Below are 23,864 nucleotides of genomic sequence, written 5' to 3' on the forward strand. Positions count from 1 at the left end.
CCGATGCTCGTCGTCGTCGGTCTGCTCGCGGTCGCGCTCGGGCTCGTCGTGCTCGGCGGGCTCCTCGCCGCGAGCGACGCCGCGCTCTCCGTGGTGTCCCGTGCCGACCTCGACGAGATCGCCCGCGGCAACAAGCGTCGTCGTGCGCTCGAGGCGATCGCGGACGACGTCGGCGCGCACGTCAACGCCCTGAACTTCTTCCGCGTGCTCGCCGAGACCGCTGCGGCCGTGCTCGTCACGATCGCCCTGGTGCGGGCGTTCGACAGCTGGTGGGTGGCACTCCTCGTCTCCGCCGCGATCATGACGGCCGTGTCGTTCGTGCTCGTCGGGTCGAGTCCGCGCAGCGTCGGACGGGCGCACGCCGAACGGCTGCTGGCGTCCACCGGCGGCCTGGTCCGCGCCGTCCGGATCGTGCTCGGTCCGCTCGCCGGTCTGCTCGTCAGGATCGGTGACCGCGTGACCCCGGGCCGCGGCCGCAGCGCCTCGACGGTGTCGAGCGAAGAACAACTGCTGTCCCTCGTCGACGAGGCCACCGAGAGCAACGTGCTCGAGGACGAGGACCGCGAACTCATCCACTCGGTCTTCGAGTTCAGCGACACCCTCGTGCGCGAGGTGATGGTGCCGCGCACCGACATGCTCACGGTCGACGGCTCGGACACGCTCGCCGCGGGCATGGAGCAGTTCCTCGCCGCCGGGGTGTCCCGCATGCCCGTCACCGGCAAGGACAGCGACGACGTCCTCGGCGTCCTGTACCTGCGTGACGTGTCGCGGGCGCTGTACGAGCGACCGGGGTCCGGCAGTGAGCGGGTCACCCGGCTGCTGCGTCCGGCCGAGTTCGTGCCGGAGTCGAAGGCCGCCGACGACACCCTGCGGCACATGCAGGTCGCGAAGAACCACCTGGTCCTGGTCGTCGACGAGTACGGCGGCGTCGCCGGTCTCGTCACGATGGAAGACCTCATCGAAGAGCTCGTCGGGGACATCTCCGACGAGTACGACCGCGCCGTGGTCGACCGGGTCGAGGTCGAGCCCGGCCTCTGGCGCATCTCGGCCCGACTGCCCGTCGACGAGCTCGGCGACCTGTTCGGCATCGAGCTCGACGACGACGACGTCGACACCGCCGGCGGTCTGCTCACCAAGGAGCTCGGCCACCTGGCGGTGTCCGGCGACACGGTCACGGTGTCCGGCGTCGTCCTGACGGCCGACCGGGTCGAGGGCAAGCGCCGCCACCTCATCACCGTGCTCGCCGAACGCACTCACGCCCTCGCGGGTGTCGAGGACGCCTTCGACGACGCCACCACCACGACGGGAACCACGCACGCATGACCGACTCCGACTCCACCCCCACCGCCTCGGGCAAGCCCTACCGCGCGGGCTTCGTCTCGTTCGTCGGGCGTCCGAACGTGGGCAAGTCCACGCTGACGAACGCGCTGGTGGGCCAGAAGGTCGCGATCACCTCGTCGAAGCCGCAGACCACCCGTCGCGCGATCCGCGGCATCGTGCACCGGCCCGACGGCCAGGTCATCATCGTCGACACCCCGGGTGTGCACCGTCCCCGCACCCTGCTCGGCGAGCGGCTCAACGACCTGGTGCAGTCCACGCTCGGTGACGTCGACGTCATCGGGTTCTGCGTCCCCGCCAACGAGCCGATCGGCCCGGGCGACCGCTTCATCAACGACACCCTCGACCAGTACCCGCGGGCCAAGAAGGTCGCGATCGTCACCAAGATCGACCGCACCTCGAAGGACAAGGTCGGCGAGCAGCTGCTGGCCGTCTCCCGGCTCCGCGACTGGGATTCGATCATCCCGACGTCGGGCACGAAGGGCCTGCAGCTCGAGGACCTCCTCGGCGAGATCACCTCGTTGCTGCCGGAGTCGCCCCAGCTGTACGACTCGTCGGCCGTTACCGAGGAGACCGACGAGGAGCGCATCAGCGAACTCATCCGCGAAGCCGCGCTCGAGGGTGTCCGCGACGAACTGCCGCACTCGCTCGCCGTCGTGATCGAGGACATCGTCGAGCCGGACGAGGACGACGACGCCGACGGGCCGCTGCGCATCTTCGCGAACCTGTTCGTCGAGCGCGACAGCCAGAAGGCGATCGTCATCGGCCACAAGGGGGAGCGCCTGAAGGACGTCGGCTCCCGCGCCCGGGTCGAGATCGAGTCGCTGCTCGGCGGTCGGCACGTGTACCTCAACATCCGTGTGAAGGTCGCCAAGGAGTGGCAGCGTGACCCCAAGCAGCTCGGACGCCTCGGCTTCTGAGCGTCCGGCGCCAGGAGTCATCCACACGAGGGACGCGCCCGTGAGCCGAGCGCCGTACCGTGGACGCGTGTTCCGTCCCATGCTGCGCGCGCAGGTCATCACCGACGTCGTCATCGCCGTGGTGCTCGGCTCGCTCGTGCTGATCACCTCGGCGCGGGGCATGGACTCCCCGCTCGCGATCGTCACGGTCGTCGGCATGACCGCTGCCCTCGCGCTCCGACGGCTGTCGCCCGGACTCGCACTGGCCGTCGCGTGGGTGTTCGCGGTCTTCGAGATGGTCACGGGCCAGATGCCCGACCTGTCGAACGCCTTCATCGCCGCGGTGCTCTACACGACGAGCGCCTACGGCAGCCGGCGGGTGCGGCTGGCAGGACTCGTCTCGGCGATCGTCGGGTCCGTCACCGCGGCCCTGTACATCGGCGTCGACGACTACCGCAACCGGTTGACGATCGACACCGCTTCGACCCCGTTCCAGGAGTCGGTGCAGGTCACGGTCTCGTACTTCGCCGTCGTCCTGCTCCTGCTGCTCCTGCCGTGGTTGGCGGGCCTCGTGGTCCGCACCCGCCGGTCGGCGAGCATGAGCCGCGAGGCCCAGCTGCTCGCCGAGCGCGACGCCGCCCGTGCCGACCGAGCGGTCGCGGTCGAACAGGAGCGTGTGCGCATCGCCCGGGACATGCACGACATCGTCGCGCACTCGCTCGCGGTCGTCATCGCCCAGGCGGACGGTGCCCGCTACGCACTGAAGGCCGACCCCGCCGTCGCGGACCAGGCCCTCGGCACCATCTCGACCACCGCCCGCCGGGCCCTCGGCGACGTCCGCGAGCTCCTCGGCGCGCTGCGGCACGAGCAGGGGACCGTCCCGACGCCGGAGATCGACGACATCGACCGGCTCGTCGGCGAGATGCGCCAGGTCGGCCTCGACGTCCGGGTCGAGCGCGAGGGCGACCCGACCGGCCTCCCCACCACGACGCAGCTCGCGGTGTACCGGATCGTGCAGGAGAGCCTGACGAACGCCTACAAGCACGGTGAGCCCGGCACGCCGGTGCACGCATCACTGACCTACCGCCCGGACACCGTCGAGATCGCGGTGGTGAACCGCCGCGCCGACGACGGCACCCGGGGTCCCGGCACCGGGCACGGCCTGGTCGGCATGCGCGAGCGTGCCACCATGACCGGCGGCACGATGACCGCCGGTGTCCGTGGCCCCGACTTCGAGGTCGCCGTCCGCATGCCCGCCGTCCCCGCGAGCGGGCAGATGCCCCGCGGGCGCATCACACCGACCGCGAGCCCGACCGCGAGCCCGACCGCGAGCCGGGCCGCGAGCCCGGCTGCGGGCCCGACCGCCGAGTCGGCCCCCGCCCCGACCATCAGTCCGACCGAGCAGGAGCGCACCGCCCGATGACCACCACCCCGCCGGCCGACGGCCGCATCCGCGTCGCCCTCGTCGACGACCAGGCACTCTTCCGCACCGGCATCCGGATGCTCATCGGTTCCCAGCCGGACCTGCACTTCGTGGGCGAGGCGGGCGACGGCGCCGAGGGCGTCGAACTCGTCCGGCGCACCCGGCCGGACGTCGTGCTCATGGACGTCCGGATGCCCGTGATGGACGGCATCACGGCGACCGCGCACATCGTCGAACAGGCCGGTACCGACGGCGCGAAGGTGCTCGTCCTGACCACGTTCGACTTCGACGAGGCCGCGGCGAAGGCCATCCGGGCCGGGGCGAGCGGCTTCGTGCTGAAGGACGCCGACCCCGAGTTCCTGCTCGCCGCCGTGCGGACCGTGCACGCCGGCACCGCGGTCTTCGCGGCCTCGGCGACGCGGGAACTCCTGCGGCGCTACGACGACTCCGTCGAGCAGGCCGCCACCGTGCCGGCGACGTTCGACGACCTCACCCCGCGCGAGCGCGAGATCTTCGACCTGGCGGCCCGCGGCTTCAGCAACAGCGAGATCGCGCAGCACGAGTACGTCAGCGAGGCGACAGTGAAGACCCACATCTCGCGGGTCCTCACGAAGCTCGGACTCCGCGACCGCGTGCGCCTCGTCGTGTTCGCGCACGAGCACGGGCTGGTGAGCAAGGCCGACTGACGGACGTCATCCGATCGGATGACCCGTCCACAGGAAGTCGAGCCGAGCGGCTCATCCACAGGAGCCGCCCGACGGACGCGGGGCGGGCCTCCCGGACGCCATCGTTGGTGCATGACCACCAGCCACGCTCCGATCATCCGACTCGACCACGTGTCCAAGCACTACGGCGACGCCGCGCGCCGGGTGACGGCGCTCGACGACGTCAGCGTCGACATCGGCACGGGGGAGTTCACCGCAGTGATGGGGCCGTCCGGGTCCGGCAAGTCGACGCTCATGCACGTCGCCGCGGGACTCGACGCGGTGTCCGCGGGCCGCATCGAGATCGACGGGGTCGACATCACGGGGCTCGGTGACAAAGACCTGACCGAGCTCCGTCGCCGCCGGCTCGGGTTCGTGTTCCAGTCGTTCAACCTGGTGCCGACGCTCGACGTCAGCGAGAACATCCGGTTGCCGTTCCTGCTCGGCGGGCACAAGCCGTCGAAGGACGAGAGCGCGTGGATCGACCGCCTGGTCGACCAGCTCGGACTCGGCAACCGGCTCTCGCACCGGCCGCACCAGCTGTCGGGTGGGCAGCAGCAGCGCGTCGCCATCGCCCGGGCACTCGCCTCGCGTCCGGCAGTCGTCGTCGCCGACGAGCCGACCGGTGCCCTCGACTCGCGCACCGGCCGTGACGTGCTCGCGATCCTGCGCGGGGCCGTGCAGGAGTGGGGCCAGAGCGTCGTCATGGTGACGCACGACCCCGTCGCTGCCGCCAACGCCGACCGGATCCTGTTCCTCGCTGACGGCCGGGTCGTCGCCGACCGCCCGGCGATGGACGCCGGCGCGATCTCCACCACGATGCTGGGGATGGAGGCGGCAGCGTGAACGGCGTCCGCTCCTTCGCCCCGACCGTGCTGGTCGCGGCGCTCGGCACCACGTTCGGGTCAGCACTCGTCATCGCCCCGGGCATCGTGACCGAGGCGCTCGGCGCCGCCGGGCTCGCCGACCTCGGCCCGGTCAGGGCGATCCTGTCCGTCGTGGGGTGGCTGTTCCTCGGCATCGCGCTGTACGTCGGCGCGATCGTCACCGCCAACACCTGCGCGACCCTCATCGCCGGGCAGACCCGCATCATCGCCTTGCAGCGGCTCGTCGGTGCCACCGGCGCCACGCTCCGGGCCCGGATCACCCGGACCGGACTGGTCGTCGGGGTGCTCGGCGGACTGATCGGCGCCGTCGTGGGAACCGGGCTGTCCGCGGTGTTCGTGGTCGTCCTGCGCGGCAACGGGTTCCTGCCCGACACCGACTACACGCTCCTGCCGTGGGAACTCGTGTTGCCGGTCGTCGCCGTGGTCCTGGCGACCTGGGGAGCGTTCGCCGCGGGTTCCCGCCGGGTGCTGACCGTCACCCCGCTCGAGGCGCTCTCCTCGAGCGTCGAACCGAGCCACGACGACGTCCGCTCGGGCACCGCCCGAAAGGTCTGGGCCATCGTGCTCATGGCCGGCGGCGCGGCGCTCATGCTCATCGGGCTCGCGGTCAGCGCGAGCTCGCCGATCGCGGTGCTGCCGGCTGCCCTCGGCGGGTTCGTGTCGTTCGCCGGCGTCGCCGTCGGAGCGACCATCGTGATGCCGCCGGTGCTGCAGCTCATCGGTCGGATCGGCTCGCACGACCCCGTCGTCCTGCTCGCCGGCCGCAACGCCATGCGTGCGCCGGGTCGGTCCTCGCGGGCGACGATCGGGCTCGTCATCGGCGTCACCCTGCTCGTCACCTTCGCCGTCGCACTGGGGATCATGCAGCACGTGCTCGAGGCCCAGCTCGAGCAGATGGGACAGGGCCAGATGACGACCGAGATGGTGCAGGCGCAGCGCGACTTCTTCGTCCAGCTGAACGCCGTCGTCAGCGTCATCGTCGGGTTCTCGGCCGTGATCGCCGCCGTCGGGGTCGTCAACGCGCTGGCACTCGGGGTCCTGCAGCGTCGTCGCGAGCTCGGGCTGCTGCGAGTGCTCGGACTCACCGGGGCGCAGGTCCGCCGGATGATCGTGACCGAGGCCGTGCAGATGGTCGTCGCGGCCGTCGTCTCGGGGCTCGTGCTCGGCACGTTCTACGGCTGGGTCGGCGGGCAGACGCTGCTCGGGTCGCTCGGGCACCCGGTCACGCCGGTGTTGCCCCCGCTCACGATCGGGATCGTGGTCGTCGGGGCGCTCGTGCTGGCGGTCGTGGCGACGATCGCGCCGGTGCGGCGCGCGATGCGCGTGCCCCCGACCGAGGCGCTCGCGGTCGACTGACGCCGCGCTCTGGTCGCACCACGCGGCGGACGGGAGGCCCGGTGCCAGCTGGCACCGTGCCTCCCGTCCGTCGTTCCGTGCGTCCACTGCCGCGCCGGCGCCCGCCACACCCGCGCCCGCCACGCCGCTCGCGTTCGTCGAGGTTCCACGATCCGCAGCGCTCGGCGGCGCTGGCGACGCTTCGTGGAACCTCGGCGACCGACCGACGGCATGTCGTGACCACTCGGGCGTCGACCACCGACGCGCTTGTCACACAGCAGCCCGCCGGTGCTACCGTGGACTCGATGTACTCGGCACTCCTCCTCCTTCGCTGCCGCGACGAGGCCTGACACACCGGCCCACCTCGTCGCGGAGTCCGTCGTGGCCGCACTCACCAGAGCACACGAACACGCGACGAAAGCGACGAACGATGCAGAACACGCAGCAGCCCTCCGGGATGCCGATCCACAAGTACGTCCCCTTCCACGAACAGATCTCGGTCGAACTGCCCGACCGCACCTGGCCGACGAAACGCATCGAGCGGGCCCCGCGCTGGTGTGCGGTCGACCTGCGTGACGGCAACCAGGCCCTCATCGACCCGATGGACGCCGAGCGCAAGCGCGCCATGTTCGACCTGCTCGTCGGCATGGGCTACAAGGAGATCGAGGTCGGGTTCCCGAGCGCCTCGCAGACCGACTTCGACTTCGTCCGCAGCCTGATCGACGAGGGCGCGATCCCCGACGACGTCACCATCCAGGTGCTGACCCAGGCGCGTGAGCACCTCATCCAGCGCACGTACGAGGCGATCGACGGCGCGAAGCAGGCCATCGTCCACCTGTACAACTCGACGTCGATCGTGCAGCGCGAGGTCGTCTTCCGCACCGACGTGCAGGGTGTCGTCGACATCGCGGTGGCCGGCGCGAAGCTGTGCAAGGCGGCCGAGGCGACGCTGCAGCACGACACGACGGTCTACTACGAGTACTCGCCGGAGTCCTACACGGGCACCGAGCTCGAGGTCGCGCTGCAGATCTGCAACGCCGTGCTCGAGGTCTTCGAGCCCACCCCCGACCGCAAGGTCATCATCAACCTGCCGGCCACCGTCGAGATGGCGACGCCGAACGTCTACGCCGACTCGATCGAGTGGATGTCGCGCAACCTCGCGCACCGCCAGGACGTCATCCTCTCGCTGCACCCGCACAACGACCGCGGCACCGCCGTCGCCGCCGCCGAGCTGGGCTACATGGCCGGCGCGGACCGCATCGAAGGCTGCCTGTTCGGCAACGGTGAGCGCACCGGCAACGTCGACCTCGTCGCGCTGGGCATGAACCTGTTCACGCAGGGCATCGACCCGGAGATCTCGTTCGCGGACATCGACCAGGTGAAGCGCACCGTCGAGTACTGCAACCAGCTGCCGGTGCCGGAGCGTCAGCCGTGGGCGGGCGACCTCGTCTACACGGCGTTCAGCGGCTCGCACCAGGACGCCATCAACAAGGGCTTCGAGGCGATGAAGGCCAAGGCTGCCGCCGCGGGCAAGGACATCGACGAGATCGAGTGGGCGGTGCCGTACCTGCCCGTCGACCCGAAGGACATCGGCCGGTCGTACGAGGCCGTCATCCGTGTGAACTCGCAGTCCGGCAAGGGCGGCGTCGCGTACCTCCTCAAGACCGACCACGCCCTCGACCTGCCCCGCAAGCTGCAGATCGAGTTCTCCGGCGTCGTGCAGCGGCACACCGACACCGAGGGTGGCGAGTTCTCGTCGCAGCGCATCTGGGACGTGTTCCAGGACGAGTACCTGCCCGCCTCGACCGACGACGACAAGTGGGGCCGGTACGAGCTCACCAAGACGGCGACCTCGAGCGACTTCGACGGCACGACCTCGCTGTCGGTCGCACTCCGCGTCGACGAGGGCTCCGTCACCGCCGACGCCGTGGGCACCGGTCCGATCGACGCGTTCCTCAAGGTCCTCGCCGAGCAGGGCGTCCAGGTCACGCTGTACGACTACTCGGAGCACACGATGAGCGCCTCCGGTGACGCCAAGGCGGCGTCGTACGTCGAGCTCGACGTCGACGGCGTGCGCCTGTGGGGCGTCGGCATCGACGCCGACATCTCGACGGCCTCGCTCAAGGCGATCGTGTCCGCGGTGAACCGCGCGGTGCGCGCCGGTGCTGCTGCCGGCGCCGACTCGCCGGAGCTCGTCTCCGCCTGAGACGCGACCAGGCCGGGAGGCTCGTCTCCGCCTGAGACGCGACCAGGCCGGGAGGCGCGGTGCAGGTCCGTCCTGCACCTGGGCCCACGCCGGCCGGTTCCGGGCCGACGCGCCAGCGGCGGACCGGCCGTGCCCGGTGGGGAGCCTCCCGTCTGTGCCCGGTCCTTCCCCCGTCACGCGCGATGGCAAGTCGAATCGGGCGTACCTGGTCGTTTCTTTCGACCAGGTACGCCCGATTCCGCCAAGTACGCCCCCGCGCACGCGCTGCGCGCCGCACGCGGTGTCGGCGGGGCGGGGGATACTGGGGGCATGCCGCTGTACCGGGACGAGTGCGTCGTGTTGCGCACCCACAAGCTCGGGGAAGCCGACCGCATCGTCACCATGCTCAGCCGGCAGCACGGCAAGATCCGCGCGGTGGCCAAGGGCGTGCGGCGGACGGCGTCGAAGTTCGGCAGTCGGCTCGAGCCGTTCATGGTCGTCGACGCCCAGTTCTACGAGGGCCGCTCGCTCGACATCGTCACGCAGGCCGAGTCGCTCGGGGCCTACGGGGCGCAGATCGTCGCGGACTACGGCGCCTACACGGCAGCCAGTGCGATGGTCGAGACCGCCGACCGCCTGAGCGAGGCCGACGCCGGGCTGCAGCAGTACCTGTTGCTCGTCGGCGCGCTGCGGTCGCTGTCGCGCGGTGAGCACCACTCCAGCGCGACGCTCGACTCGTACCTGCTCCGTGCGATGAGCATCGCGGGGTGGGCGCCCTCGTTCAGCGACTGCGCGGTCACGGGGGAGCCCGGGCCGCACTCCGCGTTCGTGGTGCAGCTCGGCGGGGTCGTCGCCGACCGGGCTGCGCCTCCCGGCACGCCGCGGCTCGACCCGGCGACCCTCGGCGTGCTCGGCTCGCTGCTCGCCGGCGACTGGGCGAGCGTCGACGCCACCGACGAACGGACGCGGTCGCGGGCCTCCGGCGTGGTCGCGGCCTACGCCCAGTGGCACCTGGAACGATCGCTCCGGTCCCTGCCGCACGTCGACCGCTCGGAGCACCCGCTGCCCGTGCCGCTGACCCACGACGGACCCGAGGCGACAGCACGCGCGGTGGCCTCCACCCCGGCACCCGCACTCCCTGACCCCGATCCCGCCGCGGAAGGAACCCGCACCGTGGAAGGAACCCCCACCGCATGAGCCCCCGCCGCCCCGACGACGCCGCGCCGTTCCGCCCGATCGACTGGACCGGTGAGACGCCTCCGGCGATCCCGGCCCGGTTCGTGCCGGACCACGTCGCGATCGTGATGGACGGCAACGGCCGGTGGGCCAACGGCCGCGGGCTCACCCGGATCGAGGGGCACAAGGCGGGCGAGGCATCGCTGCTCGACGTCGTTGCCGGCGGGATCCAGATCGGCGTCAAGCACATCTCGGCGTACGCGTTCTCCACCGAGAACTGGAAGCGTTCGCCGGAAGAGGTCCGGTTCCTGATGGGCTTCAACCGCGACGTGATCCGTCGTCGGCGCGACCAACTGAACGAGTGGGGCGTCAAGGTGCGGTGGGCCGGACGCCGTCCGCGGCTGTGGCGGAGCGTCATCGACGAGCTCGACCGTGCCGAGCAGATGACCGCGCGCAACGACGTGCTGACCCTGACGATGTGCGTCAACTACGGCGGCCGGAACGAGATCGTCGACGCCGTGCGGGGGATGGCCGAAGAGGTCGCCGCCGGACGCCTCAAGCCGAGCCAGGTCACCGAGAAGGCACTGGCGAAGCGGCTCTACGTGCCCGAGATGCCCGACGTCGACCTGTTCCTGCGCAGTTCGGGGGAGCAGCGCACGAGCAACTTCCTGCTGTGGCAGTCGGCGTACGCCGAGATGGTGTTCCTGGACCGCCTGTGGCCGGACTTCCGGCGCACGGACCTGTGGGGCGCGATCGAGGAGTACGCACGCCGCGACCGGCGCTACGGCGGTGCGGTCGACGCCCCGACCGCCTGACGCACCCGTCAGCCGGGCAGCGGCCCGTCGAGCAGGTGCGCCGCCGACCGCACCGCGTCCAGGGCCGCACGGACGCTCGGGACGCGCTCGGCCACTCGGGCGATGACGACCTCGACCCGGCGGGCCAGGTCGTCGTCCACGGGGTCGACCCGGACGTCGGCGGGGATCACCGTCGTCGCGAGCGCCAGCCGGGGGAGCAGCGCCACGCCGAGTCCGGCGGCGACGAGCCCCACCACCGCAGCCGCGTTGTCGGTCTCGAGCACGATGTCCGGGGTGAACCCGGCGGTCGCACACGAGGCGAGCAGGTGGCCGCGGCACCGGGGGCAGCCGCCGATCCAGCGGGCGTCGCGGTGCGACGCGAGGTCCACGACACCGGCGTCCGCGGTGCCCGAGCCTCCGACCGGCGTCACCAGGGCGAGCGGATCCCGCCCGAGTGCCCGCGTGACGAGCCCGGGGTCCGGGGCAGACCCGACCTCGTCGCCGACGTAGGTGAAGGTCAGGGCGACGTCGACCTCCCCGCTCCGCAGCAGGTCGAGCGCCTCGGGCGGTTCGACCTCGACGTACGAGGTCGTCACGCCCGGAGCCGTCGACGCCAGCCGGGCGAGCACCGCGGGCACGAGGGCCGAGGACGCGCTCGGGAACCCGGCGAGGCGCACGCGGCCGCGGGTCAGGCCCCCGACGGCGTCGAGGTCCTCACGCGCGGCGGTCAGAGCGGCCTGCACGTGCAGGGCGTGGTCCGCGAGCACCCGACCGGCGTCCGTCAGCGTGGCACCGCGCCCGCCGCGACCGTCCTGCCCGGACCGCAGCACCAGGGTGTGCCCGAGCCGACGTTCGGCCCGGGCGAGCAACTGGCTGACCGCGGGTTGGCTCGACCCGAGCGCTGCGGCGGCGCGGGTGATCGACCCACCGTCGGCCACAGCGCGGAGGATCCGGAGCAGCTGGAGATCGATGTCGTCCATCACGCGATGTTATCGGCTGCACAACGAACCCGGCCTGGTGTGATGGGGCACGAGCCGGGACGCTGTCCGCATGGACTCCTTCCCCGCCGGCCGTGGCTACCTCGCGGCGTGCACCGCCGGTCTGCCGACCCGGGCCACGCTCGCCGCACAGCGGGCCGACCTCGACGCGTGGTCCCGCGCCGAGAACTCGCCGGCCCACTACGGGGCGTTGGTCGAGGAGGGCCGCGCGCTGTTCGCCGCCCTCGTTGGAGTGCCGGTGTCCCACGTGGCGACCGGCTCGCAGACCTCGGTGATGGCTGCGGTCGTCGCCGATGCGTTACCGGACGGTGCCGAGGTGGTCGTCCCCGACGGTGACTTCAGCTCGGTCGTGTTCCCGTTCCTCGCCCAGGCACACCGCGGCGTGCGGGTCCGGAGCGTCCCGCTCGACCGGCTCGCCGCGTCCGTCGGGCCCGACACCGCCCTCGTCGCGTGGTCCGCGGTGCAGTCCGCCACCGGCGCGGTCACGGATCCGTACCCGATCGTCGCCGCGGCCCGGCGGGTCGGTGCCCTCACCCTCTGCGACCTCACGCAGGCAGCCGGCGTCCTGCCCGTCGACGCGGCACTGTTCGACGTGACGCTCACGCACGCCTACAAGTGGCTCTGCGCGCCGCGCGGCGTCGCCTTCATGACACTCTCCGACACCGCCCTCGGTCGGCTCCGCCCGGTCCAGGCCGGCTGGTACGCCGGCGCGGACGTGTGGTCGTCCTGCTACGGCCCCGACATGCGCCTGGCCGACGACGCCCGTCGCTTCGACGTCTCGCCGGCCTGGCAGGCGTGGCCCGGTGCCGTGGCCGCGCTCGAACACGCGGTCGCGCTCGACCAGCAGGCGGTCTGGAGGCACGCCACCGGTCTCGCAGACCGGCTGTGCGACGCCCTCGGGTCGCCTCGGCAGGGCGACGGGCAGGCGATCGTGACGTTCGCGGACGCCGATGGGTCGGCCCTCCGGGCCCTCACCGCCGCCGGGCTCACCGCGTCGGGGCGTGCCGGGCGACTCCGGATCGCGTTCCACCTGTGGAACGACGAGTCCGACGTGACCGACGTGGCGGCCGCACTGCGCGGGGTGGGGGCGACCACGTCGGCGAGGTGAGCGTGACGGGCGGACGCGGGGCGGGCCTCCCGGCCGACGATCGCCGGTAGTCTTGCCCGGACCGTTTCCGCACCGAGCACCCAGCTCGGCGACCTCTGGAGCACTCTTTGGCACAGCCCACCCGTCTCGACAGCGTCATCGCCCTGGCCAAGCGCCGCGGCTTCGTCTTCCAGTCGGGTGAGATCTACGGAGGCTCCCGCTCCGCGTGGGACTACGGGCCCCTCGGTGTGGAGCTCAAGGAGAACATCAAGCGTCAGTGGTGGCAGCGGTTCGTCCGCGGCCGTGGCGACATGGTCGGCCTCGACTCCGCCGTCATCCTGCCCCGCAAGGTGTGGGAGGCCTCCGGCCACGTCGCGACCTTCACCGACCCGCTCGTGGAGTGCCTGCACTGCCACCACCGGTTCCGCGAGGACCACCTGATCGAGGCGTTCGTCGCCAAGAAGGGCCGCGACCCCGAGGGCCGCATGGCCGAGATCGCCTGCCCGAACTGCGGCACCCGCGGCGAGTGGACCGAGCCCCGCGAGTTCTCCGGGATGCTCAAGACGTACCTCGGCCCGGTCGAGTCCGAAGAGGGCCTGAACTTCCTGCGCCCCGAGACCGCGCAGGGCATCTTCGTCGACTTCGCGCAGGTCGTGACGACCAGCCGCATGAAGCCCCCGTTCGGCATCGGCCAGGTCGGCAAGGCGTTCCGCAACGAGATCACGCCCGGCAACTTCATCTTCCGCACCCGCGAGTTCGAGCAGATGGAGATCGAGTACTTCGTGCCGCCGGCCGAGGCGGGGGAACACTACGAGCAGTGGATCGCCGACTCGATCGCGTTCTACACCGAGCTCGGCATCGACCCGGAGAACCTTCGCCGCTTCGACGTGCCGGACGGCGAGCGGGCGCACTACTCCGACGCCACCGCCGACATCGAGTACCGCTTCGGGTTCACCGGATCGGAGTGGGGCGAGCTCATGGGCGTCGCGAACCGCACCGACTTCGACCTCAACAACCACATCGAGTCGTCCGGCCAGGACCTGCGCTTCTTCGACCAGGCGGCCAACGAGAAGTACGTGCCGTACGTCATCGAGCCGTCCTTCGGCCTGACCCGTGCGCTCATGGCGTTCCTACTCGACTCGTACCACGAGGACGAAGCACCGAACGCGAAGGGCGGCGTCGACAAGCGCACCGTGCTGCGACTCGACCCGCGCCTGGCGCCCGTCAAGGCCGCGGTGCTGCCGCTGTCGCGCAACGAGCAGCTGTCGCCGGTCGCCCGCGGCCTGGCCGACGACCTGCGCAAGAACTGGAACGTGGACTTCGACGACGCCGGTGCGATCGGCCGTCGCTACCGTCGCCACGACGAGATCGGCACGCCGTTCTGCATCACGGTCGACTTCGACACGCTCGAGGACAAGGCCGTGACGGTGCGCGAGCGCGACACCATGGCGCAGGAGCGGGTCGCCCTCGACCAGCTGCAGGGCTACCTGGCGCAGCGGTTGCTCGGCGCGTAGGGACCTCGCGGGCGGCGCGGCGCGTCGGAACCAGGTTCCGGACACAGCACCACGAAGATCCACGGTGCGGTGTCCGGAACCAGGTTCTGCGGGAATGCAAGCGCAACGTCCGCGTTGGGATCAGCATGAACGACTCCGTGAAGGTCGATGTCTGGTCGGACATCGCCTGCCCCTGGTGCTACATCGGCAAGCGCAAGTTCGAGGCCGGCGTCGCCGCGTTCGGCGCCTCGGCGGACGGCCGCCCGGTCGAGGTCGAGTACCACTCCTTCGAGCTCAGCCCGGACACCCCTGTCGACTTCGAGGGCACCGAGGCCGAGTTCCTGTCGAGCCACAAGGGCATGCCCGTCGAGCAGGCGCAGCAGATGCTCGACCAGGTCACCGGCATCGCGGCTTCGGTCGGGCTGGACTACGACTTCGAGGCCATGCACCACACGAACACCGTGAAGGCGCACCAGGTCATCCACCTCGCCAAGCAGCACGGCAAGCAGCTCGACATGGTCGAGCGCCTGTTCACCGCCTACTTCGAGCGCGGCGAGCACGTCGGCGACGACGCGACGCTGGCCGACCTGGCCGCCGAGATCGGGCTCGACCGCGACGAGGTCCTCGCCACGCTCCGCGACGACTCCCAGCTCGCAGCCGTCCGCGCCGACCAGGCCCAGGCGCAGGCCTTCGGCATCAACGGCGTCCCCTTCTTCGTCATCGACGGCAAGTACGGCGTCTCGGGCGCGCAGGACCCGGCAGCGTTCGAGCAGGTGCTGACGCAGGTCGTCGCGCTGCGCGGGACGACTCCGGACGAGGTCGCCTCGGCGACCGAACGCGCTGCGGACGACGCGAGCGCCGACGTGGCGGCGACCCGATGACGGGCGCGACGGTCACCGTCGGGGGTGGGGCGGGCCTCCCGTCCGCCCCGTCGGTCCCGGATGCGATCTCCGGTCTGGAGGCGCGCCCCGGCCTGCTCACGCTGGTCACGCCCGGCGGTGCGCCGGTCTGCGACGGTGATTCGTGCCTGATCGACGCCGGATCGTTCGCCGGTGCCGAGGGCGACTGGACCGAGGTGCCGGACTGACGGTTTCGTCGGTCGCGCGTCGCGCGCTGCTGGTCCCGCGCCCCCGTGTGGTCGTTGCGCCCCGATTCCGCGGGGCGCGACAGCTGTGCGGGGGCGCGATCCGTCGGTCGCCGGACCGGTCAGGCGCGCTGCGGTTCCTCGTCGGTGATGTCGGCGACCGTCGCGCCGTACGCGGCGACGAGGTCGTCGGCGTCGACGAAGGCACTCGCGCCGTGGCGGCCCGCGCCGAGGGCGACGAGTCGACCGACGATGCGTTCGTCGGCGTAGACGGGCAGGTCGCCGGTCGCGCCGATGGGCGTGATGGTGCCGCGCTCGTAGCAGGTCGCCTGGAGCGCGGTCGCCGCGTCGGGCATCGAGAGCTTGTTCACGCCGACCACGGAGCGGAGCTTCTTCCACGCGATGCTCCGGCCGCCCGGAACGAGCGCGAGCAGGAAGCCGCCGTCGTGCCGCTTGACGACCAGCGTCTTCACGATGTCGCCGGGGTCGATGCCGAGCAGTTCGGCGGCCTGCTGCAGGGAGTCCGCGGCGGGGCGTTCGACGACCTCGACGGACAGGCCGCGGGCTGCTGCGTCGGTGTCGAAGCGGGTGCTGGCGTCGATCGTCATGTGGAGAACGCTACCGGCGAGCACCGACGTGGGAGGATGGACCAGGTATGACGATCACACAAGCCCCAGCACGGCCTCTGCGCATCGGCCCGATCGAGGTCGACGTGCCGGTCGTGCTCGCGCCCATGGCGGGCATCACGAACATGGCGTACCGCCGGCTCTGCCGCGAGTACGGCGCCGGTCTCTACGTCTGCGAGATGATCACCTCGCGCGCACTGGTCGAACGCACCCCCGTGTCGATGCAGCTCATCCAGCACCACGAGTCCGAGACCCCGCGGTCGATCCAGCTGTACGGCGTCGAGCCGAACACCGTGGCCGAGGCCGCTTCGATCCTGGTGGGCGAGGACCGCGCCGACCACATCGACCTGAACTTCGGCTGCCCGGTGCCCAAGGTCACCCGCAAGGGCGGCGGCGCGGCACTGCCCTGGAAGCTCGAGCTGTTCCGCGAACTCGTCACGAAGACCGTCCGCGCCGCAGGCAACGTGCCGGTCACCGTGAAGATGCGCAAGGGCATCGACGAAGACCACCTGACCTACCTCGACGCCGCCCGCATCGCGCGGGACGCCGGCGTCGCCGCGGTGTCGCTGCACGCCCGCACGGCGAACGAGCACTACTCCGGTCACGCCGACTGGTCGGCGATCGCGACGCTGAAGGAAACCGTCACCGACATCCCGATCCTCGGCAACGGGGACATCTGGTCGGCAGCCGACGCCCTGCGCATGGTCGACGAGACCGGCGTCGACGGCGTCGTCGTCGGACGCGGGTGCCTCGGGCGCCCGTGGCTGTTCGGCGACCTGGCGGCGGCGTTCCGCGGCGAAGGGCTGCGGTACATGCCGACCCTGGGCGAGGTCGCCGACGGGTTCCGTCGGCACGCCGAACTGCTCGTCGAGTTCTTCGGGTCCGAGGACCACGGTTGCCGCGACGCCCGCAAGCACGTGGCCTGGTACTTCAAGGGGTATCCGATCGGCAGCGACGTGCGGTCCGGTCTCGCACTGTCGTCGAGCCTGCAGGAGATCGACGACCTGCTCGGGCAGCTCGACCGCGACGCACCGTACCCGGGCGAGGGCGCCGAGGGCCCCCGTGGTCGCTCCGGCAACCCGAAGCGCACCGCACTGCCCGACCGCTGGCTCGAGTCCCGCGACGTCGACAGCGAGTTCCGCAAGGTCCTCGCCGCCGCCGAGCTGCACCACAGCGGCGGATGAGCGCCACCGCCTCGTACGGACCGGCCGACGCCGAGCGCTGGCTCCCGGAAGAGCACGGCAACCGCCGATCGGACTTCGCCCGTGACCGCGCACGCCTGCTGCACTCCAGCGCGCTCCGTCGCCTCGCCGCGAAGACCCAGGTGCTCAGCCCGACGACCGGGCTCGACTTCGCCCGCAACCGCCTGACCCACTCGCTCGAGGTGGCGCAGGTCGGTCGAGAGCTCGCGGACTCGCTGGGCCTCGACCCCGACGTGGTGGACACCGCGTGCCTGGCGCACGACATCGGCCACCCGCCCTTCGGCCACAACGGTGAGACCGCCGTCAACGCCTGGGCCGCCGGCATCGGCGGGTTCGAGGGCAACGCGCAGACGCTGCGGCTGCTCACCCGGCTCGAGCCGAAGGTGTACGGGCTGCGGCCGGGGGCAGGCGCCGCTGGCGCGGGGGCCGGCGCTGGCGTCGAGCGTCCCTTCGGTCTCAACCTGACCCGTGCGTCGTTGGACGCCAGCTGCAAGTACCCGTGGCCGGCGGCGCAGGGCGTCTCCGAGTCGTCATCGGGTCGGACCAAGTTCGGCTTCTACGACGACGACCACGACGCCTTCGAGTGGCTCCGTGCCGGGGCGCCCCGTCGGCAGCGGTGCATCGAGGCGCAGGTCATGGACCTGTCCGACGACATCGCGTACTCGGTGCACGACTTCGAGGACGCCGTCGTCGCCGGGTTCATCGACGTCGCAGCGCTCGGCGACCGCGTCGGCGAGAACGACATCGTCACCGCGATGCACGCGTGGGTGGGCGACGACCTGAGTCGTGACGAACTGCTCGAGGCGTTCGACCGCCTCCGGGCGCTGCCGCTCTGGATGACCTCGTACGACGGGTCCCGGCGTGACGCAGCGCACCTGAAGAACCTGACCTCGCAGCTGATCGGACGCTTCGCGCGGACGGCGACGGCCGCGACCCGCGAGTCCTACGCTTCCGGGTCCCTGGTCCGGTTCGCGGCGTCCGTCGTGACGCCGCCGGAGATCATCGGCGAGATCGCGGTCCTCAAGGGGATCGTGGCGGCATTCGTGATGACGCAGGGCGACCGGCAGCCCGTGTACGAAGACCAGCGTCGGATCCTGACGGAGCTGCTCGACGCCCTGGCAGCATCGGGTGCATCGGATCTCGAGCCCGGCTTCGCCGCCGACTGGCGTGCGGCGTCTGACGACGACGGCCGACTCCGCGCCGTGGTCGACCAGGTCGCGAGCCTGACGGACCAAGGGGCGATCGCCTGGCACCGGCGGTTGGTCGTCGGCGAGCGGGAAGCGGTCCACATCCCGGTGTGAGCGGTCGGCCGAGGTCGGTCCCACGAACTAGGATCAGAGGGTGGCTGGCAGGATCGCGCGGAACGACATCGACGAGGTCCGCTCGCGTGTCAACATCGCCGACGTCGTCGGCGACTACGTCACGCTGAAGAACGCGGGCGTCGGGTCGATGAAGGGGCTCTGCCCCTTCCACGACGAACGTTCCCCGTCGTTCCACGTCCGGCCCCAGGTCGGGCGTTACCACTGCTTCGGCTGCGGCGAGGACGGCGACGTCTTCAGCTTCATCATGGCGCAGGACCACACCACCTTCGCCGAGGCCGTCGAGCGCATGGCCGCGAAGATCGGCTTCACCCTGCACTACGAAGAGGGCGACGGGCCGCGCACCGACTACAACACCCGCGCCCGGCTGATCGCCGCCAACGAAGCCGCGCTCGAGTTCTACACGGCGCAGCTCACCACCGCCGCGGCCGACCCCGCACGGCGGTTCCTGGGGGAGCGCGGGTTCGATCCCTCGGCGGCGCAGCACTTCGGTGTCGGCTTCGCCCCGAAGTCGTTCGACATGCTCAAGGACCACCTGCGCGGTCGGGGCTTCACGCTCGAGGAACTCACCTCGGCCGGGCTCGTCAGCCAGGGCGACCGGTCGCCGTACGATCGGTTCCGTGGTCGCCTGATGTGGCCGATCCGCGACGTCACCGGAGCGACGATCGGGTTCGGTGCCCGTCGCCTGCTCGACGACGACAAGGGCCCGAAGTACCTCAACACGCCCGAGACCCCGATCTACCACAAGAGCCAGGTGCTCTACGGGCTCGACCTGGCCCGCCGCGACATCTCGAAGCAGAAGCAGGTCGTGATCGTCGAGGGCTACACCGACGTCATGGCCTGCCACGTCGCCGGCATCACCACCGCGGTCGCCACGTGCGGCACCTCGTTCGGCGTCGACCACATCAAGGTGCTCCGCCCGATGCTCGGCGACCTGGCCGGCGCCGACCCGAACGCCAACGGCGAGGTCGTCTTCACCTTCGACCCGGACGAGGCTGGACAGCGTGCCGCATCCCGCGCCTTCGCCGAGGAACAGCGGTTCGCCGCGCAGACGTTCGTCGCCGTGGCGCCCGGTGGCCTCGACCCGTGCGACCTCCGGCTTGCCCGCGGCGACGACGCCATCCGCCGCCTGATCACGAACAAGCGCCCGATGTTCGAGTTCATGATCCGCCGCACGTTGGAGGGCCACGACCTCGAGACGGTCGAGGGCCGCGTCAGTGCCCTCCGCGCCGCCGCGCCCGTGCTCGCCGGCATCCGCGACCGCTCGCTCACGCAGGGCTACGTCCGCGAGCTCGCCGGCTGGCTCGGCATGGACATGCCAGAGGTCCGTCGATCGGTCGAGACCGCGCGTCGGCGTGCGGGGTCGACGGACGATCGGTCAGGAGGCCCGGGGCGCGACGGCCGCGCCGGTCACGCCACCGACGGGGCCGGTGTGGTCGAGGAGCCCGTCGCCGGGATCCGCTCGCTGCCGAACGACCCGATCAGCCGCATGGAGCGCGACGCCGTCATGGCGATGGTGCAGCAGCCGACCTCGGTCGGAGCGCCGCTGCTCGGGCTCGCCGCATCGGCCACGTTCTCGGCGCCGATGCTCGCCGTCGTGCGGGACGCCGTGGTCGCCAACGTCGACGTCATCGGGGCGGGGGACTGGCTCGACCGGTTGCTCGCCGACGTGCCGACCCCCTTGCGCACCCTGACGCACGAGCTGGCCCTCGCGCCGATCCCCGCTCGCAACGCCGAGGACCTCGCCGCGTACTGCCGGAGCATCGTCGTCGCCCTGGTCGAGCGGGACCTGCTCGCCCGCAAGGCCTCGTTGCTCGGACAACTGCAGCGTGCGGACCCGCACGAGCAGGCCGAGCGACGCGCCGAGATCCAGCGGCAGCTCGTGGACATCGACGCGCAGCGCATGCGGCTCCGCGCCGACGCCGAGGCGTCCTAGCCCCTCGCTCTCGCCGCCCGAGTGTCGGGGCGCCTGCCGCGCGGCCGTGTCGGGCGTCGAGTGGTCGCAAGGCGTCGGCTGGCCGGGGTCCGGCCGACAGGACGTGACCGCTCGGGGTGGGACGGGCGGTGTGTCGTGACCGGTCGGCGGGGGCGAGGGACGGGGCCGACGTGGGGCGAGCCTCCAGGCCGACGGTGTGGCCGCACGACGTGCCGCGTGTCGGGCGTCGAGTGGTCGCAAGGCGTCGGCTGGCCGGGGTCCGGCCGACGGGACGTGACCGCTCGGGGTGGGACGGGCGGTGTGTCGTGACCGGTCGGCGGGGGCGACCACCCAGGTTGCACGGCGCAACTTTCGTGTGCGGCGCGCCGGGTCGATGCGCACGAATGATGCATCACGCGACGGGTGCTTGCATTACAGCGGTGTAAACAAATCGCTCCCGGTTCGATCTGTTCCGTGACAGGGTGATACCAATGAGCGTTCCTGGCCGGGCACACAGACGTACCACCCGCCGGTCCGGACACTTGCACCCAACTTCAAGAGAGGCATCGAACATGGCATCCGTGTTCAAGAAGCACACAGCCACGTGGGGCAGGCGCGGCATCGCGCTCGGCGCCGGAGCAGCAGCGACGGCGCTGGTGCTGACCGGCTGCGCGAGCAGCAGCGTGAGCGACACCGAGCTGAACGGCCTGAGCATCGGGACGACGGACAAGATCACGTCCCTCGACCCGGCCGGCTCCTACGACAACGGCTCCTTCGCCGTGCAGAACCAGGTCTTCCCGTTCCTGATGAACACGCCCGTGGGCAGCCCGGACGTCGAGCCGGACATCGCCACGAAGGCGGAGTTCACGAGCCCGACCACGTACGAGGTCACCCTCAAGGACGGCCTCGAGTTCGCGAACGGCAACAAGCTCACCTCGAGCGACGTGAAGTTCTCGTTCGACCGTGAACTCAAGATCAACAACGAGAACGGCCCGCAGTCGCTGCTCGCCAACCTCAAGAGCATCGACACCCCGGACGACACGACCGTGGTGTTCAACCTCGACCACGCCGACCAGACCTGGCCGCAGGTGCTCTCGAGCCCCGCCGGCCCGATCGTCGACGAGGACGTCTTCAGCGCGACGAAGCTCACCAGCGCCGACGACATCGTCAAGGGCAAGGCGTTCGCCGGGCAGTACCAGATCAGCTCCTACAAGGAGAACCAGCTGATCCAGTACAAGACGAACCCGAAGTACGACGGCCTGCTCGGCAAGGCGAAGACCTCCGAGGTGACGGCCAACTACTACACCAAGGAGACCGACCTCAAGCTCGCCGTGCAGCAGGGCGACGTCGACGTTGCGTACCGCTCCCTGACGCCGACCGACATCTCGGACCTGCGCAAGGACGACAAGCTCAAGGTCACCGACGGCCCCGGCGGCGAGATCCGCTACGTGGTCTTCAACTTCAAGACGCAGCCGTTCGGCACCGGTCAGGACGACGCCGACGAGGCGAAGGCCCTCGCCGTGCGCCAGGCCGCCGCTGACGTGGTCGACCGCGCCGCCCTGGCGAAGGAGGTCTACAACGACACCTTCACGCCGCTGTACTCGATGGTGCCGGACGGCCTCACCGGTGCGGTCCAGCCGTTCAAGGACATGTACGGCGACGGCGACGGTGGCCCCGACGTCGACAAGGCGAAGAAGACCCTCGCCGACGCCGGTGTCTCCGGCAAGGTGCAGCTCGACATCCAGTACGCGCCCGACCACTACGGTTCGGCCTCGGACGACGAGTACGCGCTGCTGAAGACGCAGCTCGAGGACTCGGGTCTGTTCACCGTCAACATCCAGTCGACGGTCTACACGACCTACGCCCAGGAGCGCACCAAGGACGCGTACCCGGAGTACCAGCTCGGTTGGTTCCCGGACTTCTCCGACGCCGACAACTACCTGTCGCCGTTCTTCACCAAGGAGAACTTCGTCCAGAACCACTACGACGACTCGGTCATCCAGGACCTCATCGCGAAGGAGCAGGCGGAGTCCGACCCGGACAAGCGTGCCGACCTGATCGAGCAGGCCCAGGAGCGCGAGGCATCGCAGATCTCGACGCTGCCCCTGCTGCAGGGCAAGTCCGTCGCCGTCGCCGGCAAGGACGTCAAGGGCCTGACCCTCGACGCCTCCTTCAAGTTCCGGTACGCCACCCTCAGCAAGTAGCACCACGCCCCTCGCGCAGGCCGCGGGCGTTCCCACGAGGAACGCCCGCGTGCCTGCGCACCGGCATGAAAGGCACCCCTCCCCGTGACCCTGAGCACCCCAGAGGCGACCCAGGACGTGAACGGCACCGATCCGACCAAGCCACAGGCACAACGTCGTGCCAAGAGCAGTGGCGGCGGACTCGGCCGGTACGTCCTCGTCAGGTTCCTCCTCATCATCCCGACCGTCTTCATCCTGGTGACGCTCGTGTTCTTCCTGATGCGCGTCATCGGGAACCCGATCACCGCGTCGGTCGGCGGCCGACTCACCCCGACGCAGCTGCAGGAACGCCTGCACGCCGCCGGGTACGACCGTCCCGTGCTCGTGCAGTACTTCGAGTACCTCGGCGGCATCCTGCGCGGTGACTTCGGCAACGCGTCGACCGACAACCGGCCGATCACCGAGATCATCCTGCAGTACGGCGGCGCGACCGCCGAGCTCGTCTTCTACGCCCTCGTCGTCGCGCTCGTGCTCGGCATCCCGCTCGGCATGCTGGCCGCGTACACGCGCGACAAGTGGCCCGACGTGCTGCTCCGTGCCCTCGCGATCCTGACGTACGCGACCCCGGTGTTCTTCGGCGGCCTGCTGCTCAAGCTCGTCTTCTCGGTGTGGCTCGGTTGGCTGCCGCTCGGCGACCGCGCGTCGACCAGGGTGGAGCTCATCCTCGACGGCATCCCCGGCGCGAGCGGCATCTACATCATCGATGCACTGCGGACCGGCAACGCGGCGGTCATCGGCGACGTGCTGCAGCACGCCGTCCTGCCGGCGCTGACCCTCGGACTGCTGACCGCCGGCATCTTCCTGCGCCTGGTGCGCGCGAACATGATCGGGTCGCTCGGCTCCGAGTACGTCGACGCGGCCCGCTCCCGCGGTGTCCGCGAGTCGCGGTTGGTGCGGACGCACGCGTTCCGCCCCGCTCTCGTGCCGATCATCACGGTCATGGGCCTGCAGATCGCGATGCTGCTGGGCGGTTCGGTCCTGACCGAGACCACCTTCGGCTGGCGCGGCCTGGGCTTCGAGCTCAACCAGTACCTGTCGGCCCGTGACTTCGTCGCGGTCCAGGGCATCGTCGCGATGCTGGCGGTGATCGTCGCGGTGACCAACTTCATCGTCGACGTCGTCGCCGCCCTGATCGACCCGAGAGTGAGGTTCTGAC

At 70.9% G+C, this 23,864-nt stretch carries 20 protein-coding genes; 18 read left to right on the forward strand and 2 right to left on the reverse strand.

Annotated features, from left to right (window positions below; translation table 11 throughout):
* Positions 1 to 3 precede the first annotated feature (3 nt).
* The 9 genes from EDF47_RS00540 to EDF47_RS00580 all read left to right on the forward strand — a co-directional run bounded on the left by EDF47_RS00540 (position 4) and on the right by EDF47_RS00580 (position 10,762).
* The gene (locus EDF47_RS00540) at positions 4 to 1,323 is read left to right on the forward strand and encodes a hemolysin family protein (RefSeq protein ID WP_133938213.1); all 1,320 of its coding nucleotides are present in this window, start codon (positions 4 to 6) and stop codon (positions 1,321 to 1,323) included.
* A complete protein-coding gene (era, locus tag EDF47_RS00545; RefSeq protein ID WP_123292554.1) occupies positions 1,320 to 2,258 on the forward strand; it encodes a GTPase Era in 939 nt (312 codons plus the stop codon). The genes EDF47_RS00540 and era overlap by 4 nt, the downstream gene beginning before the upstream one ends.
* Positions 2,259 to 2,325: 67 nt before the next feature.
* A complete protein-coding gene (locus EDF47_RS00550) occupies positions 2,326 to 3,660 on the forward strand; it encodes a histidine kinase (protein WP_243833981.1) in 1,335 nt (444 codons plus the stop codon).
* Positions 3,657 to 4,346: a response regulator transcription factor gene (locus EDF47_RS00555; protein WP_111085737.1), complete on the forward strand. Its 690-nt coding sequence runs from the start codon at positions 3,657 to 3,659 to the stop codon at positions 4,344 to 4,346. The genes EDF47_RS00550 and EDF47_RS00555 overlap by 4 nt, the downstream gene beginning before the upstream one ends.
* 111 nt (positions 4,347 to 4,457) lie before the next feature.
* On the forward strand, positions 4,458 to 5,210 hold the full coding sequence (locus EDF47_RS00560; RefSeq protein ID WP_133938215.1) for an ABC transporter ATP-binding protein: 753 nt from the start codon (positions 4,458 to 4,460) through the stop codon (positions 5,208 to 5,210).
* A complete protein-coding gene (locus EDF47_RS00565) occupies positions 5,207 to 6,607 on the forward strand; it encodes an ABC transporter permease (RefSeq protein ID WP_123292556.1) in 1,401 nt (466 codons plus the stop codon). The genes EDF47_RS00560 and EDF47_RS00565 overlap by 4 nt, the downstream gene beginning before the upstream one ends.
* A 409-nt stretch (positions 6,608 to 7,016) precedes the next feature.
* A complete protein-coding gene (leuA, locus tag EDF47_RS00570) occupies positions 7,017 to 8,792 on the forward strand; it encodes a 2-isopropylmalate synthase (RefSeq protein ID WP_123292557.1) in 1,776 nt (591 codons plus the stop codon).
* Between the two features lie 309 nt (positions 8,793 to 9,101).
* The gene (recO, locus tag EDF47_RS00575) at positions 9,102 to 9,968 is read left to right on the forward strand and encodes a DNA repair protein RecO (RefSeq protein ID WP_131920522.1); all 867 of its coding nucleotides are present in this window, start codon (positions 9,102 to 9,104) and stop codon (positions 9,966 to 9,968) included.
* Positions 9,965 to 10,762, forward strand: a complete 798-nt coding sequence (locus EDF47_RS00580; protein WP_133938217.1) for an isoprenyl transferase — start codon at positions 9,965 to 9,967, stop codon at positions 10,760 to 10,762. The genes recO and EDF47_RS00580 overlap by 4 nt, the downstream gene beginning before the upstream one ends.
* Before the next feature lie 8 nt (positions 10,763 to 10,770).
* On the opposite strand, the gene EDF47_RS00585 is transcribed toward EDF47_RS00580, so the two are convergent.
* Positions 10,771 to 11,721: a LysR family transcriptional regulator gene (locus EDF47_RS00585; RefSeq protein WP_133938219.1), complete on the reverse strand. Its 951-nt coding sequence runs from the start codon at positions 11,719 to 11,721 to the stop codon at positions 10,771 to 10,773.
* Positions 11,722 to 11,791: 70 nt separating this feature from the next.
* Here EDF47_RS00585 and EDF47_RS00590 point away from each other — a divergent pair, with 70 nt between their 5' ends.
* The 4 genes from EDF47_RS00590 to EDF47_RS00605 all read left to right on the forward strand — a co-directional run bounded on the left by EDF47_RS00590 (position 11,792) and on the right by EDF47_RS00605 (position 15,406).
* Positions 11,792 to 12,847: an aminotransferase class V-fold PLP-dependent enzyme gene (locus tag EDF47_RS00590; RefSeq protein WP_133938221.1), complete on the forward strand. Its 1,056-nt coding sequence runs from the start codon at positions 11,792 to 11,794 to the stop codon at positions 12,845 to 12,847.
* 107 nt (positions 12,848 to 12,954) lie between these two features.
* A complete protein-coding gene (locus tag EDF47_RS00595) occupies positions 12,955 to 14,340 on the forward strand; it encodes a glycine--tRNA ligase (protein WP_123938268.1) in 1,386 nt (461 codons plus the stop codon).
* Between the two features lie 125 nt (positions 14,341 to 14,465).
* Entirely contained in the window at positions 14,466 to 15,200 is a 735-nt protein-coding gene (locus EDF47_RS00600; protein ID WP_133938223.1) for a DsbA family oxidoreductase, read from the forward strand.
* Positions 15,197 to 15,406: a hypothetical protein gene (locus EDF47_RS00605; RefSeq protein WP_123340411.1), complete on the forward strand. Its 210-nt coding sequence runs from the start codon at positions 15,197 to 15,199 to the stop codon at positions 15,404 to 15,406. Before EDF47_RS00600 ends, EDF47_RS00605 begins: the two co-directional genes overlap by 4 nt.
* A 119-nt stretch (positions 15,407 to 15,525) precedes the next feature.
* Here EDF47_RS00605 and EDF47_RS00610 read toward each other — a convergent pair whose 3' ends face one another.
* Entirely contained in the window at positions 15,526 to 16,011 is a 486-nt protein-coding gene (locus EDF47_RS00610; RefSeq protein ID WP_133938225.1) for a YbaK/EbsC family protein, read from the reverse strand.
* 47 nt (positions 16,012 to 16,058) lie between these two features.
* Here EDF47_RS00610 and dusB point away from each other — a divergent pair, with 47 nt between their 5' ends.
* The 5 genes from dusB (at position 16,059) to EDF47_RS00635 (ending at position 23,863) form a co-directional block, all read left to right on the forward strand.
* Positions 16,059 to 17,213 (forward strand): tRNA dihydrouridine synthase DusB, encoded by a 1,155-nt coding sequence (gene dusB / locus EDF47_RS00615; RefSeq protein ID WP_123292566.1) that lies wholly within the window; start codon positions 16,059 to 16,061, stop codon positions 17,211 to 17,213.
* On the forward strand, positions 17,210 to 18,532 hold the full coding sequence (locus tag EDF47_RS00620) for a deoxyguanosinetriphosphate triphosphohydrolase (RefSeq protein ID WP_133938226.1): 1,323 nt from the start codon (positions 17,210 to 17,212) through the stop codon (positions 18,530 to 18,532). The genes dusB and EDF47_RS00620 overlap by 4 nt, the downstream gene beginning before the upstream one ends.
* Positions 18,533 to 18,572: 40 nt before the next feature.
* A complete protein-coding gene (gene dnaG / locus EDF47_RS00625) occupies positions 18,573 to 20,486 on the forward strand; it encodes a DNA primase (RefSeq protein WP_123340415.1) in 1,914 nt (637 codons plus the stop codon).
* Positions 20,487 to 21,037: 551 nt separating this feature from the next.
* Positions 21,038 to 22,669, forward strand: a complete 1,632-nt coding sequence (locus tag EDF47_RS00630; RefSeq protein ID WP_123292569.1) for an ABC transporter substrate-binding protein — start codon at positions 21,038 to 21,040, stop codon at positions 22,667 to 22,669.
* A 117-nt stretch (positions 22,670 to 22,786) separates the two neighbouring features.
* Positions 22,787 to 23,863, forward strand: coding sequence for an ABC transporter permease (locus EDF47_RS00635; RefSeq protein ID WP_123292841.1), 1,077 nt, complete (start codon positions 22,787 to 22,789; stop codon positions 23,861 to 23,863).
* Position 23,864: the final 1 nt, after the last annotated feature.

Origin of the sequence: Curtobacterium sp. PhB190, assembly GCF_004365385.1 — a bacterium.
Lineage (GTDB): Bacteria > Actinomycetota > Actinomycetes > Actinomycetales > Microbacteriaceae > Curtobacterium.

What these genes read in the sequence shown, in the direction of transcription:
- dusB (WP_123292566.1), top strand. Translation starts at nt 16,059, where the DNA reads ATGACGATCACACAAGCCCCAGCACGGCCTCTGCGCATCGGCCCGATC.
- EDF47_RS00610 (WP_133938225.1), bottom strand. Translation starts at nt 16,011, where the DNA reads ATGACGATCGACGCCAGCACCCGCTTCGACACCGACGCAGCAGCCCGC.
- EDF47_RS00590 (WP_133938221.1), top strand. Translation starts at nt 11,792, where the DNA reads ATGGACTCCTTCCCCGCCGGCCGTGGCTACCTCGCGGCGTGCACCGCC.
- recO (WP_131920522.1), top strand. Translation starts at nt 9,102, where the DNA reads ATGCCGCTGTACCGGGACGAGTGCGTCGTGTTGCGCACCCACAAGCTC.
- EDF47_RS00580 (WP_133938217.1), top strand. Translation starts at nt 9,965, where the DNA reads ATGAGCCCCCGCCGCCCCGACGACGCCGCGCCGTTCCGCCCGATCGAC.
- EDF47_RS00620 (WP_133938226.1), top strand. Translation starts at nt 17,210, where the DNA reads ATGAGCGCCACCGCCTCGTACGGACCGGCCGACGCCGAGCGCTGGCTC.
- EDF47_RS00560 (WP_133938215.1), top strand. Translation starts at nt 4,458, where the DNA reads ATGACCACCAGCCACGCTCCGATCATCCGACTCGACCACGTGTCCAAG.
- era (WP_123292554.1), top strand. Translation starts at nt 1,320, where the DNA reads ATGACCGACTCCGACTCCACCCCCACCGCCTCGGGCAAGCCCTACCGC.
- EDF47_RS00630 (WP_123292569.1), top strand. Translation starts at nt 21,038, where the DNA reads ATGGCATCCGTGTTCAAGAAGCACACAGCCACGTGGGGCAGGCGCGGC.
- EDF47_RS00585 (WP_133938219.1), bottom strand. Translation starts at nt 11,721, where the DNA reads ATGGACGACATCGATCTCCAGCTGCTCCGGATCCTCCGCGCTGTGGCC.
- EDF47_RS00600 (WP_133938223.1), top strand. Translation starts at nt 14,466, where the DNA reads ATGAACGACTCCGTGAAGGTCGATGTCTGGTCGGACATCGCCTGCCCC.
- EDF47_RS00555 (WP_111085737.1), top strand. Translation starts at nt 3,657, where the DNA reads ATGACCACCACCCCGCCGGCCGACGGCCGCATCCGCGTCGCCCTCGTC.
- leuA (WP_123292557.1), top strand. Translation starts at nt 7,017, where the DNA reads ATGCAGAACACGCAGCAGCCCTCCGGGATGCCGATCCACAAGTACGTC.
- EDF47_RS00605 (WP_123340411.1), top strand. Translation starts at nt 15,197, where the DNA reads ATGACGGGCGCGACGGTCACCGTCGGGGGTGGGGCGGGCCTCCCGTCC.
- EDF47_RS00540 (WP_133938213.1), top strand. Translation starts at nt 4, where the DNA reads ATGCTCGTCGTCGTCGGTCTGCTCGCGGTCGCGCTCGGGCTCGTCGTG.